Raw genomic sequence first — 18,854 nt, 5'->3', positions numbered from 1 at the left:
TCTCCCCTCATGCAACTGAAGAACCTCGCGACCGGGGTGGCTCTGCCATTGCCCGACGACTTGCTGTGGACCGACGAGCACGCCTGGACGCCTGCCGTGGCCTCGGTGTCCTACCTGGTGACCGGCGCGCTGCTGGTGCAGTCCGCCGTGCGCCAAGCCGGCCGGCCGATCACGCTGGCGGGCGCCATCGACATGGCCTGGGTGACCAGGGCCACGGTTGCCGCGCTCTACGAGTGGGCCGCCGTCCCGCTGGGTGTGAGCAACGGCCGCTTCGAACTGACGCTGGCCGACAGCCGTGTGTTCTCGGTGGCCTTTCGGCACGGCGAGACGCCCGTGGAGGCCGAGCCCGTCACTGGGTTTCCCGCCCGATCCGACGACGACTTCTACCGACTGACCATGCGATTCCTGGAGCTCTGACATGCCGATCCAATCCGGCGACGTGAAACTGCTGAAGTCCGCCGTGATGGCGGACGTGCCGGAAGGTGGCGGCGCGCCCACCGGGATCACTATCGCCGACGGCGTCTCCAACGCTATCTTTCCCGACATCTCCGAACTGGATCGTGCGGGCGGCCGGGTGAACCTGCGCAAGTCCTTCGTCTCGGTGCAGACGGGGGACACCGACACCTACTTCGGCGCGAACGTGATCGTCGCCGAGCCGCCGCAAGACCCACGCGTCAGCGTCACCCTGTTCAGCACGGCCAAGACATTCGACACGCGCGAGCAGGCGCAGGTACGCATCGAGGCCTATCTGAACAAGGGGCCCGAGTGGGCCGGCTACCTTTTCGAGAACCACATCGCCGGCCAGCGCGTGATCCAGTTGTTCCAGCGCACGACCGACACCATCCCCAACGTCGGGCAGACGCTGGTGCTGATTGAGAACGAGGGGCTCGGCACGCAGAAGGAGCAGTACGTGCGAGCGACGTCGGTCTCCGTCGTCGAGCGGACGTTCACCTACAACAACGACCAGGACTACAAGGCCAGCGTCGTCACGGTCAGCATCAGCGACGCGCTGCGCTACGACTTCACCGGCTCGCCTGCGAGCCGCACGTTCACCAGGATCGGCAGCAGCACCAAGGTGCGCGACACGGTGGTGGCCGACGCCGGCACCTATGTCGGCGTGGTGCCACTCACCCAGGCGGCGTCCGTTGGTGACTTCACCATCAAGGGCGCCTCGATCTACACCCAGCTGGTGCCGAGTGCGCAGACCGAGACGCCGATCTCGTTCGTGCCGCCGTATGCGGCTGCCGGTCTGCCGGTGCCAGGCGCCGTGGCGGTGAGCTACACGGCGAACCACGCCTGGACGCCTACGGTGGCGTTCAACCTGCCGGGCGGCTGCTTGCCGGGATCGCTCTCCATCCAGACGGCTGGCATCACGATCTTCGACGACGCGGGTCTGCTCAAGACGGCGAGCGGAACCATCGGCACCATCGACTACGCCAACGGCATCCTGTCCCTCAACTCGGGCTCGATGTCGAGTTCCAAGTCCGTCACCTACACCCCGGCAGCACGAATTCTCCGGGCGCCGCAGAGCTCCGAGGTTCCGATCACCCCGGAGTCGAGAAGCCAGTCCTACGTCGGTGCCGTGCTGCCGCTGCCACAGCCCGGGACGCTGTCGATCAGCTACATGGCGCAGGGGCGCTGGTACGTCCTATCCGACGGCGGCAACGGATCGCTCAAGGGCCTCGACACCAGCTACGGCGCGGGCACCGTCAACCGCAACACCGGCGCGTTCGTGGTCACCCTTGGCGCACTGCCCGACGTGGGGTCGTCGCTCATCCTGACCTGGAACGTCCCGACGCAGGAGACGCAGCAGCCGTCGACAACCCTCAAGGCATCGCAGACCCTGGTCCTGAATCCACCGGCCGACAAGGCGGTGCAGCCGGGAACACTGTCGGTGTCCTGGGAGTACGACGGCGCCAAGACTGCAACGGCCAACGCGGCCGGGGATCTTTCGGGCGCCGCGACGGGAAGGGTGAACATCGCGGGCAGCCGTGTGGAGTTCGCGCCCAACGTGCTGCCTGCAGTGGGAACGGTGCTCACCGTGAGCTACGTGGCGGGCCCGAAGCAGGAGGACAGCTTCGCGTACCCCTCGCGCAACGGCGCGGGCCAGGTACCGGTCACCGCCACGCTCGGCGCCATCGAGCCCGGTTCCCTCGAAGTCGAGTGGAACACCTTGACCGACGAGGCGGTGCTCGGCACCTACACCGTCCAGCAACTGCTGGAGATGGGCGTGGCCGTGTCCATCTGGCGCGATCCCATCCAGATCGCTCGCGACAACGGCAGCGGCGCCGTGGTGCTGAACGGCATCAGCATCGGCACGGTGAACTACGCCACCGGGCAGGTGGCGTTCAACCCCGATGTGACGGTCCGGATTCCGAGACCCAACTACACGGCGGTGGCCATCAACGGCACGGGCCGTTGGCGCCTGAACTACAGCGGCCTGGCGTACATCGACGCGCCGTCCGTGTATCCGAACGACGAGTCGGGCTTCGTGAAGCTGCGCTACAACAGCCCGGGCTCCACGAGCAGTCTGACCGAGACCATCCCGTTCTCGCCATCGTTCAGGCTGGTGCCCGGTGTGAACGCCCAGGTGGTGACTGGCACGGTCCTGCTCACTGTGGCAGGCGCGCAGCCCTGGGGTGACAACGGCCAGGGAACGCTGCGCGAATTCACGCCCAGCGGCTGGGTCACGCGCGGCGCGATCAACTACCTCTCCGGCGACTTGGCGCTGACCTCCTGGACGGCCGGCACGGACAACGCGATCACGCGCGCCAGTTGCGTGACCACGGTCGGCGAGAACATCTCCAGCGAGTACGTGTTCCGCACTGGCGCGGCTCCATTGCGCCCGGGGTCGCTGTCTGTCCAGTTCGCCCGCGCGGTGGGTGGCACGCAAAGCGTGACGGCGGGCATCGACGGCAAGATCGAGGCGACTGGCATCACCGGCGCGGTGGACTACGAGCGCGGGCTGGTTCGTCTGCGCTTCGGCCGCATGGTCACCGCCGCAGGCAACGAGAGCCAGCCCTGGTTTGCCGCCGAAGGGGTGGGCTCTGACGGCAAGATCTTCAAGCCCGAACCGGTGGCGGCGTCCAGCGTGCGCTACAGCGCCGTCGCCTACAGCTACCTGCCGCTGGACGCGAACCTGCTGGGCATCGACCCAGTGCGTCTACCGAGCGACGGGCGCGTGCCGATCTTCCGCCCCGGTGGCTTCGCGGTGGTCGGGCACACCGGGCGCATCACCACGTCGGTCAGCAACGGTCAGACCATCAACTGCGCGCGGGTTCGCCTGTCCCGTGTGCGGGTGGTCGGCCACGACGGTGCGGTCATTCACACCGGCTACACCGCCGATCTCGAAGCCGGCACCGTCACCTTCAACGATGTCACGGGCTACAGCCAGCCAGTGACCATCGAGCACCGCGTCGAGGACATGGCCGTGGTGCGTGACGTGCAGATCAGCGGCGAGATCAGCTTCACGCGGGCGCTGACGCACGAGTACCCGGTCGCGAGCCCGGGCGATCCGGCGTCCGGAAGCTTTGTGTCGAGCGCCCTGATCGCTGGTGATCTCTTCGCTCGCGTCAGCCTGGTTTTCGACCAGGCCACATGGAGCGGCGCCTGGTCGGATGCGCTGGTGGGCAGTGCCGCCACGGCGACCTTCAACAACACGCAGTACCCGATACAGGTCACCAATCGCGGCGCGCTGACCGAGCGCTGGATCGTGCGCTTTACCAACAACACCTCGTTCGATGTGATCGGCGAGAACGTGGGCGTCATCGCCACCGGCAACACCAGCGCCGACTGCGCGCCGAACAACCCGGCGACCGGTGTCCCGTACTTCCACCTCCCCGCGCTCGGCTGGGGCAACGGCTGGGCCACCGGCAACGTGCTGCGGTTCAACACCATCGGTGCGCAGTTCCCGGTGTGGGTGGTGCGCACCGTCCAGCAGGGGCCGGAGAGCGTGCCCGACGACAACTTCACGTTGCTGATCCGCGGCGACGTTGATACCCCCTGAACTCGCAGACTGGAACTCACGACATGCCTGATCTCACCGTCAAGTACTTCAACAGCGGCATGACCGGCGCGCCTCAGCTCGCCAACAACTGGGGCGATCTGGTGAGCATGCTCGATGCCTGCCTGGTCAACGGCTTCGCGTTGAAGGCCATCGACACGCTGACCTCGGCAGGCGGCATCGCCACGGCCACGATCTCGTCCGGACACGCCTACCGCCCAGATCAGGTCGTGCTGATCGCCGGCGCCGAGCAGCCCGAATACAGCGGGCAGTTCCGCGTGCTGACGACGACCACGACTACCTTCACCTTCGCGGTGACGGGCACGCCAGCCTCGCCCGCCACGACCACGTCGAGCCTGAGCGCCAAGGTAGCGCCGCTCGGCTGGGAGAAGCCGTTCGCCGGCACGAACAAGGCGGCCTACCGGAGCAAGAACCCGCAGTCGCCACAGAACCTGCTGCTGATCGACAACAGCCTCAAGACGCCGGGCTACACCACCTCCTGGGCCAAGTGGGCGAATGTCGGCATCGTGGAGGACCTGGCCGACATCGACACCATCGTCGGTGCCCAGGCACCCTACGACCCCAACAACCCAACGCAGAACTGGAAGCAGGTCGCGGCCAACCAGTGGGGTTGGTACAAGTGGTACCACGCGCGCCAGGCCGGCTACGACAACTCCGGGGACAACGGCGGCGGCAACCGCAACTGGGTGCTGGTCGGCGACGACCGCCTGTTCTTCCTGTTCTGCAGCACTGCGGCAGGTTATGGCTGGTACGGGCGCAGCTCCTACTGCTTCGGTGACATCACGAGCTTCAAGGCGGGCGACAACTACGCCACCGTGCTGTGCGCCGACGATCTCTACTGGAGCAACAGCAACAGCAGCTATTCCAGCTACCCGGGCCAGTTCAACAACTATGGCCTGGTGTCCTCGCTCGACTTCACCGGCAAGGTGCTGCTGCGCAACCACACGCAGCTGGGCAATCCGGTCCGCTTCGGCGTCACCTCGCTCAACACCAACAACGGGCAGCAGATCTGCGGCCGCGGGCCGACGCCGTTCCCGAACGGCGCGGACTACGGCCTGTGGTTGCTGCCCACCTACGTGCGCCAGGAGGACGGCCACATCCGTGGGCTGATGCCTGGCATGTTGTGGATGCCGCAGGACCGGCCCTACAGCGATCAGACCATCGTCGATAACGTGGTCGGGCAGGCCGGCAAGCGTTTCCTGCTGGTCCGCTCGCAGTACAGCTCCGAGACCGAGGGCGCGCAGATCGCCTTCGACATCACCGGACCCTGGAGGTGATCGATGAGCTACCCGCTCAACGACACCTTCGCCACTGCGCCGGCGGCGGGCTACACGACCGTCCTCGGCGGGATGTCCGCCAGCCACAACGCCGCGCAGCAGTCCATCGATATCTCGGCGTCGACCACGCAGTCGATCCTGCGCTTCAACGAAGCGGCGAACGGCGACTTCTGGTTTGAGGCCGACGTCGAACTGCTGACCGATCCGAGTGCGCGCAAGCACGTCGGCCTGTGGATGACCACCGGCAACGCCGCGGAGGGCTACCGCTTCGCGCATCTGGACAGCGCCTGGAGCGTGTCCCGGTGGAGCAGTGGATTCGGCGACGGTGCGGCGGTGACCGGCAGCGTCAACGACGGCGCCAAGCCCATGGCCAGCAGCGCCAGCGTGGCGCCGACCTTCAACGTCGGGCAGCGCCGGGTGCTGCGCTGCGAGGTGATCACCGGCGCACCGGATGCGAATGGCCTGCCTTGGATGCGCCTGATCCAGTTCTCGGCTGGCGGCGTGGTGCTGTTCCAGGTGGCCGACGCGACGTACCGGGGCAAGCTGGTGCCGGGCGTGTTTCTCTACGGCGCGACCGCGCGCATCCATGCCATCGCGGGCGACACGCCATCGGGCCTGCCTGCGTTTCCTGCTGCAGTCGGGGTCAACGCGGCGGACGACTTGCTGCCGCTGACGGGCGGCTCCACTTCGGTCCTGCCCAGCCCTGCGGCCAACATCGGCGTCAACGTCGATGCCGAGCTGATGCGCCTGAACAGCCCGGCATCCGAGCGGTGGAGCGAACCGGGCGTTTACGACCGCCACTTCCGAGCAATCCCGTCCGGGCGCAAGAACATCCACTTCAGCGGCGTCGGCGTGATCGCGGGCACGGTCAAGGAGAAGGGCATCCCCGATCAGCCGCTGGAGCGGCGCGTCCAGCTCATCAGCGAGAACACGCGCTTGCTGGTGGCTGAGACCTGGAGCGATGCCAACGGGGACTATCGCTTCGAGGTCATCGATCCGACCCAGCGCTACACGGTCGTCAGCTACGACCACAAGCACCTGTACCGCGCCGTCATCGCGGACAACCTGCAGCCGCAGTTGATGCCATGACCGTCGCCATCACCGTCGAACACAACGAGGCTCGGCTCGCCGGCACGCTGGACTTCCTGGATGCAGGCAGCAACCCGGCACGCCTGCGGATCTACGGCGGCACGCGCCCGGCGACGCCGGCCACGACACCCGCCAGCGCGATGCTGGTCGAGATTCGGCTCACCAAGCCTGCAGGCGCGATCTCGAACGGGCTGCTGACGCTGACGCAGCAGGAGGATGGCCTGATCACCGCCAGCGGCATCGCGACCTGGGCCCGGCTGGTCAATGGCGATGACGTCACGGCGCTCGACCTGGACTGCAGCGGCACCGACGGCAACGGCGATGTGAAGCTGGCCAGCACCACTCTGTACCTGGGCGGCGACGCACGTATGGTGTCGGCCATCCTGGGCTGAAATCGTGGGCTGACGACATGCCAGATCCCGGGTCGCTGCAGATCCACCTGCGGTTCGACCGGCCGGCGCCCACCGACGCGGACCTGTTGTTCGGCGCGGACTACGTCCCGCCTCGCAATGACCTGAGGGTCCAGGCCGTCCTGCCTTTGCCGTTCGCCGCCATCAAGTTCATTCCGCCTGCGCGGGTGGAACTGCTGGTGCAATTGCCGGCGCCCACCGTGAGCTCGGTGCTGCTGCGCCCGAGCGTGCCGCTGGATGTCGGCGACGCCCAGGGCGCCATCCTGCCCGGCGTGGTGTTCGCCGGTGAGGTGCGGTACGACTCGCGCACGCAGCGCCCGACCGTCGGCCAGACCGAGCATCCCTGGCACGTGGCCGGGCACACCGAGGATGGGCCGAAGCAGCGCCAACAGGACGCGAATGCCAAGCCCTCGGGCTGGGACGCCCCTTGGCGGGCGACGACCGCGCGGCCGCAGGGCATTGCGCACCGGCTGCCACCGGTGTTGTCGGCTTCGCGCGAGCAGCGTCGGGCACGCCACCAGGACGCGACACCCTTGCGGGACGCGACTTGGCTGCGGCATCAGGTCGCCACGCACCTGGAGATGGTCCGCGAGGGCGTGTACCAGAACGCCGGTGCAGTCCGCGATGCCACGCACTTCCGCCACCAGGACGGCGACCGCAGCAAGCGCGCGCACCGGCTGAGTTTCTGGCAAGGCGGACGGAAGGTCACGCGCGGCCAGGGCGCGGACTTCCAGAGCGCACGGGCCGAACTGCGGGGCTGGCGTGGTCGATATCAGGAAGCGGTGCCGCCACCGCCAGGGATCAGCTTGCTGGTGATCCCGGTGCCACCTCCGACGACGCCTTGCTACACGCCGAGCACGGCACTGCTGTTCGCCGCACTGGCCGCGACCGATGGCCATCTGCTGTTCATCTGTGAGAACCACGACAACCCGCCCCCGACGGGGGCGCCGGTGGTCGTTCCGATTCGGAGGCTGTACTTCGTGATCAACAACGTGACCCTGCACCGCGTGCCGGATGGCGCGGAGGTGCCGGTGTTCAACCTGTCGCTGTCATTGGATGCGGCGTCCTGGACCTGGGGTTTCGAGGCGTCGCTGCCAGTCAGTGCCGAGTCCTTGGTCGACCCTGGTGCGGTGTCCGGTCCGGTGGAGCTGCTGGCCAGCGTGAACGGCACGACCTTCCGGGTGATGGCCGAGAACATCAGCCGCGAGCGCATCTTCGGCGACGCCAGCATCCGCATCTCGGGCCGGGGCCGGAACGCGGTCCTGGCCGCACCCTATGCGCCGGTGATGACCTTCTCGAACGCGGAGGGCCGCACCGCTCGGCAACTGATGGACGACGTGCTGACCGTCAACGGTGTGCCGCTCGGGTGGTCCGTCGATTGGGGCCTTACCGACTGGACCGTCCCGGCCGGCGCGTTTGCCCACCAGGGGACGTGGATCGAGGCCCTGGCCGCCATTGCGGGCGCCGCGGGTGGCTACCTGATGCCCCATCCGACGGCGCAAAGCCTGCGGGTCCGACATCGCTACCCGGTGGCGCCGTGGGAGTGGGGCTCCGTCACCCCGGACTTCGTGCTGCCCGTCGACGCGGTGGCCCGCGAGTCCGTTCGCTGGCTGGAGAAGCCTGCCTACAACCGCGTGTTCGTGTCGGGCCAGGAGGTCGGCGTGCTCGGCCAGGTGACGCGAGCAGGTACGGCTGGCGACGTGCTGGCGCCCATGGTCGTGGACGCGCTGATCACTGAGGCGCCCGCAGCGCGCCAGCGCGGCATCGCGGTGCTCGGCGACACCGGCCGGCAGATCGAAGTGAGCCTGCGCCTGCCCGTCCTGGCGGAGACCGGAATCATCGAGCCGGGGGCCTTCGTCGAGTACCAGGACGGCAGCGTGACCCGGCTCGGCCTGGTGCGCGCCACGCAGGTCCAGGCCGGGTTCCCCGAGGTCTGGCAGACGTTGGGGGTGCAGGCCTATGCATAACGTCTACGAGCAGTTCCGCCAGCTGCTGCCCAACCCACCGTTGCAAGCGGGGACCGTGACGGAGGGCGGCGCCGGCGTCGTCACCGTTCAACTGCCCGGTGGCGGCGTCGTCAAGGCGCGTGGCGCCGCCGGTCTCGGCCAGAAGGTGTTTGTGCGCGATGGCGCTGTCGAGGCCGTCGCTCCCAGCCTGCCGCTCGAACTCATCGAGATCTGACCCACCGCTGAACTAATCCCCTGATGCCCGCCCAGTTGCATACGCGCTGGGCGGGCTTCGTCTTTCTGGAGGCTTCCATGACTGAACCTGAACAACCGACCCTGGTCGAGAACATGCTCCTGATGCGTAAGGAGGACTTCGACGATCTGCTCGACCGCGCCGCCGAGCGCGGTGCAGAGCGCGCGCTGTCGCACCTGGGGCTGGAGAGCAGCCACGCTGCGCGCGACATCCACGAGCTGCGTGACCTGCTCGAAGCCTGGCGCGACGCCCGGCGCACCGCCTGGCAGACCGTCATCAAGGTCATCACGACCGGCATCTTGGCGGCGCTCCTGGTGGGTGCCGCCATCAAGCTCAAGCTGATGGGAGGCACCCAATGATCGAGACCTTGCTCGGCGGCCTCCTCGGCGGAGCCTTCCGTCTGGCACCAGAGGTGCTGAAGTGGCTGGACCGCAAGGGCGAGCGCGGCCACGAGCTCGCGATGCAGGACAAGGCGCTGGAGTTCGAGAAGCTGCGCGGCGCCCAGCGCATGTCGGAGATCGGTGCTGGCGCTGATGCCGCTTGGAACGTCGGCGCCATCGAGACGCTGCGCGAGGCGGTCGCCGCGCAGGGCCAGCGGTCCCGAGTGCGCTGGGCCGATGCGCTGTCCATCAGCGTCCGTCCGGTGATCACCTACTGGTTCATGGCGCTGTACTGCGCGGCGAAGACGGCGGCGTTCGTCGGGGCGATGTCGGGCGGCGCCGATTGGGGCGCTGCGATCCTGCACGCGTGGACCGAGGCCGATCAAGCGCTGTGGGCCGGGGTGCTGAACTTCTGGTTCCTGGGGCGCGTGTTCGACCGGGTGCGGCCGTGATCGCAGTGCCGCAGGCGGCCATCGATCTCGCCAAGCGCTTCGAGGGGTTCCATCGGGTGCCGCGGGCCGATCCCGGCCGCGCGCATCCCTACGTCTGCCCAGCAGGCTACTGGACCATCGGCTACGGGCACCTCTGCGATCCGAAGCACCCGCCGATCACGGAGGCGGAAGCCGAGGGCTACCTGGCCAACGATCTCATGACGGCGCTGAACGCGACGCTGCGCTACTGCCCCGTGCTGGCCACCGAGCCCGAGGGGCGGCTCGCGGCCATCGTGGACTTCACCTTCAATCTCGGCGCCGGGCGGCTGCAGACGTCGACGTTACGGCGGAGGATCAACCAGCGCGACTGGTTAGGCGCGATCACAGAACTGCGACGATGGGTCTACGGTGCTGGAATCGTGTTGCCCGGGCTTGTTGCTAGGCGCAAAGCAGAAGTGAACCTCATTGCCACTTACTCGACTGTCAACGCTGGCATGTGAGTGCGCGCGCATTGGAACAGCGTGCTTTACTGGCCAGCGATCAGCAGTGAGGAGGGTCGGACACGGCGACAGCATCCGGTCGAACGTCCGCCCACGAGTCATATTCGTCAGATCCTGGATCAAATTGCCCACGGGTAATCGCATCGATGATTACTCTGTTGGACATAAACCTTGGCTTCATATCGGGGAATACAAATGCGTGCCATCCGTCTGGCTTGTTCTCGGCAGCGAAGGGTCTGCCGTCGCTGTGTGATACCCGGAATCGATGATCCCGGTTGCGCTTCTTGATTTCGAAGGTGAGGCCGCAAACCAGGCATCGCCTATCAGGCTTCCGACGCTTCTTTGTGCTGTCGTACCGGATTTCAAAGTGGCCAGGAGTGTCGAGTAGCTCTGGCGGAAATGAGTGCCCGAAACTGTAGTGGAGCTTCTTCGCCACGATCCGCTCTGCCTTCTCACCGGCTTTGGCCCGCATTGCGAACAACCCATCTTCTTTCTTGGAGAAGTCGCCGGCGTCCCGGGGCTGTCCAACGTAGATGATGTGTATCCAGAACAAGCTGAGCGGGACTCGACCGGCCTCCGTCGGCGCTGCGATGCAGTCAATCAGGTCTCCTCGCTCTAGAACCCGTCTCAGGTAGTCCACGGCGGAGATTCCTTCGCCACCGAAGACCATCCTATGGTCCTGCCGGATGGTGAGCGGCATGTCCAGGCCGTCGACTGTTAGGTCGAGCCAGCCATCGTCCAGATGGAAGGCGATCAGACGCAATCGACGGACAAGAGCCGGCCCTGTCAGCCTATGGAGGTCTGCTGGCGCCACCTGTTGCATCGCGGCAGCGGCAACTGCCGCGGGGGTGTACTCCATGCTTCCCTTCAAGACGTGTAGTGGTCGGCTTCTTGTTGAAGATCCAATCGTCACACATTGAGAGCGATGGCCGCGCGAGAGCGATGCCAGAGGTGAGATGAATCTCCGTGGTCCGCCGTCCCTCAGGGCTTGCACGAGGCCCGAGTCCAGAGTCACAATGGCGGTGTGTAATACGAAAACATGGCTGGTTTTCGCGTTACGATAACCGATCACGATCAAGAGGAACAGAAATGGCTCGTCCCACCGTCTCAGAGCCGCGAGAGACCACGACTTCGATTCGCATGAGCGCCGCCGAGAAGGCCGCACTCGAACACCGGGTCAAGGCCCTCGGGCACAGGTCTCTTAGCGACTATCTACGCGCACTCGCGAGGGCCGATATTGAGGCCGCTACTCCGAAGGTTCGCGTCCCACGGGTTACCAGGCCGCTGACCGAGTACCACCGCACCGAGCACGGAGCCATGTGGAACGGCGACTCTCTCGACTGGATGGATGCCCGGGAAGCCGGAAGCGTCAATCTCATCATGACGTCGCCACCGTTCGGGCTGGTCCGCAAGAAGTCCTATGGCAACGAGGATGCACACGCTTACTGCGACTGGTTTCGACCGTTTGCGGAGGGCTTCCGGAAGATCCTTAAGGATGATGGCAGCCTAGTAATTGACATTGGGGGTGCTTGGAAGCCTGGGTCACCAACCCGTTCCCTTTATCACTTCGAACTGCTGATCATGCTCTGCGAGGAGTATGGCTTTCACCTCGCACTCGAACACTACTGGTGGAATCCGGCGAAGCTTCCAACACCCGCGGAGTGGGTGAATGTTCGGCGTGTTAGGCCCAAGGATGCCGTCAATTGCGTGTGGTGGCTTTCCAAGAAGCCCTTCCCGAAAGCGAGCAATCGTCGCGTTCTCGCCCCGTACAGCGATTCAATGAAATCTTTGCTCAAGAACGGCTATCAGGCAAAGACACGACCCTCTGGCCATGTAATCTCAGAGAAGTTCGGCAAGGACAACGGAGGCTCTGTTCCCCCTAATTTGCTGGCGATTGCCAACACTGAATCAAACGGTACGTACCAGGACTACTGCAGAGAGCGGGGTTTGGACATCCACCCGGCGCGTTTTCCTGCGGCTTTGCCAGAGTACTTCATCCGTATGACCACCGACCCTGGCGACTTCGTTTTCGATCCCTTTGGTGGGTCCTGCGTAACTGGTGCTGTTGCCGAATCGCTCGGCCGCCATTGGGCCTGCGTTGAGATGAACGCGTCATACCTCGAAGGGGCAATGGCGCGGTTTGTCGGTGCAGCGGACCTACTGTCCGCTGGCAAACCGTCCTCATACATGATCCACACGCCCTGTGCTGCTCCTGTTGACGAGCGAGTCGTGCCACTTGTGGCCGACGGCGGAGCGGCTCGAGCGGCTTAGGCCGCCAAGATCGAGTTAGCCCATGGCTGCAGCGCTGCTCCACCAAGATCATCGAGCCCGACACAGCCAATCGGTCCGTGCGCTGCTCGGAACGGGGCTGCTCCGCGCCGAGCGAGAGCAATGAAGCTTCTGGAAAGGATGGCGTCCGGGTCCTCCCCTTGTTTCCAAGAGGCGTCACGGGCGTAGCCAACGATCTGCGCGCAGGCGTCAAGGATGGCGCCCGGCACTGAGGACTCGTCACCGAACCACTTGCACTCGACTATCGCGAGTACACGCCCGGCCCGCTCGATAGTCAGATCGGCGCGGGCGGTCCCGGCGGTGACGCCCAGTGAGGCTGCCAGACTGGCTGCCTTACGTTCACCTTCGTCGAGATTCGCGTCTGGGCGAGACCGTATCGCCCGCTGCCACCAGACTTCTAGGTCACCGATCCGAGCAGCCGGCCTGCTTGCTGTGAACGAGGCATCCAAAGCGCAGGTTGCACCGGTGGCGGTGGTCAGTACATTGGCGACCTCGAGCAGGCATGCCAACTCGAACTGGCGCCACGCCTCAAGTCTCGGTAGGACTTCGGACCTAAGCAGGGCGGTGATGGCCTCCGGCTCCAGGTCCTCGATGGCGGACGCGGCCGAGGCGCAATCCCAGGCGATGCGATAGAGGGGAGCGCGAGCCTTGGCAGCCTGCCTTCGTTCGTGCGCGGTAACTCTTGCTCGCCCCGCGGGTGAGGCGAGGATTTCCCTGAGAGGCGCAGTTCGTAGTGCGTCGTCAATGATGGCTAGGCGCTCTCTTGCGGGTCCATCGAACAGGCCACCTCTTGCATGAAGCGCTGCAGCCCGGAGAGCGCTTCTCGCGCTGTCGAGCGTCTTTGCCAGCACTCGATTCGGCCCAGAGACCCACGTCCCCATCGACTCGGTGACGACGAACGCGCCAGGATCACAGGTCACCGCCTGGAGCAACGCCGAAGCGGCAGCATCCGGTGGACCAGGAATCTCCCCAGACGTTTCTCGTCTGAAATCATCAAAGGACGGCGCAATTTCTCGTGGCCTCATGGCGCATCTGGAGGCCAGAGCGCCAACCGGTCCCGAGAGTGCCCACCACATCCGGAGAGCGTCTACGTCGGCTGAAGTTAGCGACGTTACTGGGCCACCATACGGCGACCGCGGACCTGCCCCCAGGTACCGAAGGAAACCTCGGAGGCACATCGCCTCGAGCAGCGTCTCCGCATGCGTCAAGCGGAGAACTCCCTGCAGTCCAAGGTGAGCCGAGCCGCCCTGTTGGCGTCCAGCGCCCAAGCCGCGGCCACGTTGGTCGCGAGATCGGTCGCCTCCCTTGGACTCAATCCATCCATCAGGGGCAGGACGCACATACTGAACGCCGACAGAAAGGCGTCTGCAGCGACACCAACCGGCTGCGCGAACGGATCGATCCCGTGATCAAGAGCACGAAGCGTCTTGAGAAAATCGACGATCGGCGCACCGCCGATTTCTCGTGCGGCGTTCACTGCACGCCACATTGCACCGACGGGATTGGCAGGGACTGGATTCGGAACGGTGATCCCGAGACGGCCAGCCATCTCCTCTGTGAATTTGTCAGGATCGGACGGGGCGCCAACCTTGATCCATGCGAAGCGACGACTAAGAGCGTACGAGATCTGTCCAAGCTGGGTCTTGTCGTAAGTGTTGAGCGTGCAGATAAGTCGCCATGCCGCTTCAGGGGCGTGCTCGTGTGCAGCCATACCGGCGCGGGGCTCCGGCAAGACGACGTGAAATGGGCTCGATGGATCGGCCGCATCTGCCCGACATGGCAAGACAGAAGCTTGCCCTGAGAGGATCGAGAAGAGCGGTCCCAGTACCTTGTCGATCGGGCAACGGTTGAGTTCGTCAATGATGGTTGGTTTGTCGAAGTTCCGGAGCATCGCACCCGGGATGAAGCCGATCGCGCCCCCACCAAGCGGCTGGTACCCGCCAACAAGATCTTGCACGCTCCACGCGGAAGAGGCCGTGAGCATCAGGTAAGAGCCATCGCCGTCATCTCGTTCCGAGATCTCGCGGGCCAAGTACTCGGCCAGGGTGGTCTTACCAGTGCCCGGGGGGCCATAGAGGATGATGTGCCGCTTGCCAGAGTTGACCGCTGCTTCGATTTGTCGATAGACGGAGGGGTCGATACCGACCAACGACGTGTCCTCGGCGAGCGTGAAAGGTCCTGCGACAGGCGCAGCCGTGAACACGACAGAAAGGTCGGTGACAAGTCGGTCCCGCTCCGCATCCTGCGTTCCGTCATACAGTGTGGCGCCCGCGAGAGCCGCGATTGCCTGACCAGCATCGTCATAGGTCGTTCCGGCCGCACCTGGTATTGCACCTGGAACCTTCACCACTGCGCGGAACGCGACGTTGTAGCTTCGCTTTGCCGCGCCGCCACCAAAGTCAATCGTGCCTGCTGCTGGGTTGAAGTCACTGAGCGGATCGCCAGATGTGCCAGCAGGGAGCGGCTGAGCGAATGCGACGACCAGGAGGTACTCCCAGCCCTGGGGATACTCCCACGGACTACCGGGCCCCGCCGGCTTGACTGCCGGCAACACGCGAAACGCGCAAACCGCGCATGAGCCGTCACGGTTGTTCACATAACCGACCGTCCGGCCCATCGGAATAGGCGCTCCGGTCGCATCAAGGGCAAACCTTGCCGCAACGCCACCCGCCGCCTGTCCCTCAACCTGAGTGATCCAACGTGGCGGCTTGCTTGAGACAGACTGCGGGTTGGCCCAGAAACCGGTCGCAACGCTGGTTGGCTCTGCAAGAGCGAGCGCCTTCGTGCCGCAGCTCTTGATCGAGAGCCCTCTCGGAGTGAGTAGCGTCGATTGGATGTCGTCCTTGAGGGCCTTGAAGACCCCGAGGATGTCCTGTGTCGGCAGTGGAGTGGCCATGTGGTTTAGTTCTAGTTCTTGACAAAACTTCCATTCTCTAGGTAGGAGATGCCTCGGTCAATCGCCTGCCCCCTCTCGCCGGCTCGAACCTGGCAGCCGCCAGAGCCCGTCGTTCTGATCCGAGTAGGCAAGGTACTGTGTCGACTCGGTAATGGGTAGATCCAGGATCAACGCCGACAATCTGCGGGGACCGGCGGACAGTCCGACCCGAAAGAGCCGCAGAGAGGAACACGCAACCGATGGCCCGTCACACAGAACACAACACCAGCAGGATCTACCCAGTTGCGGAGGCGTTCCGCGCCAACTGCCTCCTGCGTGACGGCTCCCTGCTGTTCGAAGGTTCGTCCGTCTGGCGCCCGGACATCCTGGACCAAATCCACAAAGCATTCGTCGCCACCCCCGATGAGGGCGACCGGTCCTTCATCGTCAAGTTCAAGGACCAGATCGGCAAAGCTGGGCCGGAGGTGATCCGCCTGGCTGCGGAGATCCTGTGCGTCTACTTCCTGTTCCCGTCCAACGTGGGTGGCGCGCGCAAGCGGCAGGTCGTAAACGAAGTTCTCGGCTGGGCCAGCGACAGCCTGCCCGAGGCCCACCTGGTGTCCGGTGCTTTCTCGAACGGCATCGGCAGCGGCGGTCAGGGCTACAACACCCGTCGACCATTCGAGATTGCGTTCCTGATCGATCTCGTCATCGCATGGAAGAAGTTGCCTCCTGACCGGCAGGCAGAGGTCGCGGCGGACCCTTGGCTTTTTCAGGAATTCGTCGACGGCATCGAGGATGCCGAGTCCAAGCAGTTGCGGCACATGCTGCTGTACTTGCTGTTCCCGGACCACTTCGAGCGAATCGCGAGCAGCAGCCACAAGAGGCGAATCATCAAGGCGTTCTCAGGGTTGGTCAGCACTGAGCAGGAAGACGAAGACCGCGCGATCCTGGCCATCAGGGGCGAGCTTGAGAAGCTGTTGCCGAATCAGCAACTTGACTTCTACTGGTCGCCGCTCCGTGAGGCGTGGTACGACGACAGCGAGGGCGCATCTGAGGGAGCGCCGCTGGAGGTCATCCAGCACAAGAAGCAAATCGTTCTTTTCGGGCCTCCGGGCACCGGCAAGACATTCCGCGCCAAGAAGCTGGCGGAGCGCGTCATTCGATCCGCCGCCTTGAGCCAGATGGGGCCGGCTCGGTACTTCCAGTCTCGGTCCGTCATTGATGCGGCCATCCAGGACAACGTCCACCGATTGCAGCTGCACCCGGCGTACAGCTACGAGGACTTCATCCGGGCGCTTCACATCTCCAACAGCGGGGGCACCGAGTACCGGGCGGGCTACTTGCCCCGGCTCATCGAGGACATCGAGAAGAAGCCTCGCGCGGAGCGGCTGCCGCACGTCCTGATCCTCGACGAGATGAACCGTACCGACCTGAGCCGGATGCTTGGCGAATGCTTCTCGTTGCTTGAAGACCGCAACGAGACCATTGAACTTCCAGCCCGCGACGGTGATGGGGCTGCGATGAAGCTGCGCATCCCGAACGATCTCTTCGTGATCGGCACGATGAATCTGATTGACCAGTCCATCGAGCAGATCGACTTCGCGCTCCGCCGCCGCTTCCTGTGGCTGCTGTGCCCGTTTGACGCCGAGGCTTTGGTCGGTGCCGCTGAGGCTCGGTGGAGGGATCTGAAATCGGGCCTGGACTGGGATCGCATCGAACCAGACTTCCGCAAGCTGGCCGCAGCAGCAGCGGCGTTGAACAGGGAGATCCACGACAGCCCGCTGCTTGGAGCCCAGTACGAAATCGGGCACACCTATCTGCTCGACGTGGTCGTGTTCTTGCGCAACTTCCTGGGCCCGCGGCCGACGCGCAAGCAGAACTACCTCTGGAACAAGAAGGGCGAAGCCCTTGAGCCGGTGGTGCAGGTGTGGAACCTATCCCTTCGCCCGTTGCTGGAGCAGTACCTCGCCGGGCTGGATGCGACCGCCCGCAACTCGGAGCTTGACCGGCTATCGAAGGTTCTCCTCAAGCCCACGGTGGCCGAGTGAGACTCGTCGCGCGCGACTGTTCGCCGCTCGCGCCGCAGCCGACTGCTGCAGAGGCTGCCTGGCTTCGTCGACTCGCGACCAACGTACGCGCGACGGATCTCGTGGTCCCAATTTCCGGCGAGCGTGACGAGGACGAGCCGGTCGTCTACTGCGCCTGGGATGGCACGTGGTGGGCCGGTCGATACGTTGGATCGCTGTCCTTTGAGGGGCACAGTCTGACCATCGAGCCGCGTTTCGGCCTGGCAACTCTGCGGAACTGGCTCTTCGAGGCAACGTCAGTAGTGTTGACCGACGCACCAGGAAAGCTGCGGGAGGACGAATCCTTTATCGCCCAGTTGCTGGCATCCGTATGGGCTCACGGGTTTGTCGAGGCAGCGCGGCACGGGCTTCCAGCACTGCGCCGGGATGTCTCCACGAAGGGGCCGACGATTCGAGGACGGCTCGATGTCCCAGCGTCGCTTCGTATGATCGCGGCAGGCGGCGGCCAAGTCGTTTCCATACGCTCCGAGCGATCGCTGGACCACGCTGCGTCCGACGCCATCGTGGCCGCCTATGAGGTGCTGCGTCGCTGGCTTGGCGTACCAGACGAGCAGTGGATGCCCGCACGCGCGAAGGAACTGATCCCGAACCTGATGGCCGTCACTGGTGCGCGCCCGCGCGTGCCGACCAAGGCCGAACTCGACCGGATTCGCTACACGCCGATCACGGCCGGCTTTGCGCCCATTGCGGAACTCTCGCGGCAGATTGCGAACCGCAGAGGTCTTGCAGCCGACATTGATGCCAGTGGCGAGACCAAGGGTGTTCTGCTTGACGTGGCCGAGCTGTGGGAGATGTACGTACTCAGCGTGCTGCGGAAGGCGGCAGCACCACTGACTGTGACCCACGGCACCCGCGAGAAGGCTGCCACCAAGAAGATGCTCCATAGCGACGTCACGGGCCAGGGTTTAGGCACGCTGATCCCGGACGCAATCCTCCATGCTGGAGGGCAGGTTCAAGGGTTGGTGGACGCGAAGTACAAGTCGCTGCATCCGTCCGCAAGCGCGCCGAATGGTCCGCAGCGCGAGGACCTGTACCAGATGGCTGCCTACCTCGGCCGGTTCATTCCTGCAGTCGGCAGGATGTCCTGGGGCGTACTGGCGTACCCGCTGGACCCCGCCCGGCCGTCGATCCCGCAGGCCGAGCAGTTGAGCCCCTGGAGCTTGGATGGCGGCAGGAAGGTCGTCTTTACCTCCCTGCCGCATGTCGCATCGGATGCCGTCACCAAGCTCCGCGCGCTGATGGCTCCGGTGGCCGCCGAGCGAGACCGCTGGCAAGCGCAAGCCTAGCCTC

The 18,854-nt window shown here is 65.1% G+C and carries 15 protein-coding genes; 13 read left to right on the top strand and 2 right to left on the bottom strand.

Annotated elements, in window-relative coordinates; genetic code table 11:
* The first annotated feature begins 9 nt into the window (after window positions 1-9).
* The 10 genes from ABEA07_RS03085 (at window position 10) to ABEA07_RS03040 (ending at window position 10,310) form a co-directional block, all read left to right on the top strand.
* Window positions 10-417: a hypothetical protein gene (locus tag ABEA07_RS03085; RefSeq protein ID WP_345535813.1), complete on the top strand. Its 408-nt coding sequence runs from the start codon at window positions 10-12 to the stop codon at window positions 415-417.
* 1 nt (window position 418) lies between these two features.
* Window positions 419-4,006, top strand: coding sequence for a hypothetical protein (locus ABEA07_RS03080; protein WP_345535811.1), 3,588 nt, complete (start codon window positions 419-421; stop codon window positions 4,004-4,006).
* Between the two features lie 23 nt (window positions 4,007-4,029).
* Window positions 4,030-5,301 carry a hypothetical protein gene (locus ABEA07_RS03075; protein WP_345535810.1) on the top strand — a complete coding sequence of 424 codons (1,272 nt, stop codon included), beginning with the start codon at window positions 4,030-4,032 and terminating at the stop codon, window positions 5,299-5,301.
* Between the two features lie 3 nt (window positions 5,302-5,304).
* Window positions 5,305-6,390, top strand: coding sequence for a hypothetical protein (locus ABEA07_RS03070; protein WP_345535808.1), 1,086 nt, complete (start codon window positions 5,305-5,307; stop codon window positions 6,388-6,390).
* A complete protein-coding gene (locus ABEA07_RS03065) occupies window positions 6,387-6,782 on the top strand; it encodes a hypothetical protein (RefSeq protein WP_345535807.1) in 396 nt (131 codons plus the stop codon). The genes ABEA07_RS03070 and ABEA07_RS03065 overlap by 4 nt, the downstream gene beginning before the upstream one ends.
* Window positions 6,783-6,799: 17 nt before the next feature.
* Window positions 6,800-8,767 carry a hypothetical protein gene (locus tag ABEA07_RS03060; RefSeq protein WP_345535806.1) on the top strand — a complete coding sequence of 656 codons (1,968 nt, stop codon included), beginning with the start codon at window positions 6,800-6,802 and terminating at the stop codon, window positions 8,765-8,767.
* The gene (locus tag ABEA07_RS03055) at window positions 8,760-8,981 is read left to right on the top strand and encodes a hypothetical protein (protein ID WP_345535805.1); all 222 of its coding nucleotides are present in this window, start codon (window positions 8,760-8,762) and stop codon (window positions 8,979-8,981) included. Before ABEA07_RS03060 ends, ABEA07_RS03055 begins: the two co-directional genes overlap by 8 nt.
* 77 nt (window positions 8,982-9,058) lie before the next feature.
* A complete protein-coding gene (locus ABEA07_RS03050; protein ID WP_345535804.1) occupies window positions 9,059-9,358 on the top strand; it encodes a DUF6127 family protein in 300 nt (99 codons plus the stop codon).
* A complete protein-coding gene (locus tag ABEA07_RS03045) occupies window positions 9,355-9,831 on the top strand; it encodes a hypothetical protein (protein WP_345535803.1) in 477 nt (158 codons plus the stop codon). The genes ABEA07_RS03050 and ABEA07_RS03045 overlap by 4 nt, the downstream gene beginning before the upstream one ends.
* Window positions 9,828-10,310: a lysozyme gene (locus ABEA07_RS03040; RefSeq protein ID WP_345535802.1), complete on the top strand. Its 483-nt coding sequence runs from the start codon at window positions 9,828-9,830 to the stop codon at window positions 10,308-10,310. The genes ABEA07_RS03045 and ABEA07_RS03040 overlap by 4 nt, the downstream gene beginning before the upstream one ends.
* 40 nt (window positions 10,311-10,350) lie before the next feature.
* On the opposite strand, the gene ABEA07_RS03035 is transcribed toward ABEA07_RS03040, so the two are convergent.
* On the bottom strand, window positions 10,351-11,169 hold the full coding sequence (locus ABEA07_RS03035) for a hypothetical protein (protein ID WP_345535801.1): 819 nt from the start codon (window positions 11,167-11,169) through the stop codon (window positions 10,351-10,353).
* A gap of 281 nt (window positions 11,170-11,450) precedes the next feature.
* On the opposite strand from ABEA07_RS03035, the gene ABEA07_RS03030 reads away from it, so the two are divergent.
* Complete coding sequence (locus tag ABEA07_RS03030) at window positions 11,451-12,581, top strand: DNA-methyltransferase (RefSeq protein WP_345535800.1); 1,131 nt, start codon at window positions 11,451-11,453, stop codon at window positions 12,579-12,581.
* A 1,222-nt stretch (window positions 12,582-13,803) separates the two neighbouring features.
* Here the strand turns inward: ABEA07_RS03030 and ABEA07_RS03025 are convergent.
* Window positions 13,804-15,495 (bottom strand): AAA family ATPase, encoded by a 1,692-nt coding sequence (locus ABEA07_RS03025; RefSeq protein WP_345535799.1) that lies wholly within the window; start codon window positions 15,493-15,495, stop codon window positions 13,804-13,806.
* 239 nt (window positions 15,496-15,734) lie between these two features.
* Here ABEA07_RS03025 and ABEA07_RS03020 point away from each other — a divergent pair, with 239 nt between their 5' ends.
* Together ABEA07_RS03020 and ABEA07_RS03015 are read left to right on the top strand one after the other, a co-directional pair.
* Window positions 15,735-17,525: an AAA family ATPase gene (locus tag ABEA07_RS03020; protein WP_345535798.1), complete on the top strand. Its 1,791-nt coding sequence runs from the start codon at window positions 15,735-15,737 to the stop codon at window positions 17,523-17,525.
* Window positions 17,522-18,850, top strand: a complete 1,329-nt coding sequence (locus ABEA07_RS03015; RefSeq protein WP_345535797.1) for a 5-methylcytosine restriction system specificity protein McrC — start codon at window positions 17,522-17,524, stop codon at window positions 18,848-18,850. Before ABEA07_RS03020 ends, ABEA07_RS03015 begins: the two co-directional genes overlap by 4 nt.
* Window positions 18,851-18,854 lie beyond the last annotated feature (4 nt).

It is taken from the genome of Variovorax defluvii, assembly GCF_039541515.1.
GTDB classification, from domain to species: Bacteria; Pseudomonadota; Gammaproteobacteria; order Burkholderiales; family Burkholderiaceae_C; genus Variovorax; species Variovorax defluvii.
Note: the sequence above shows the minus strand (reverse complement) of the source record. Positions and strands in the feature narration are given on the sequence as shown.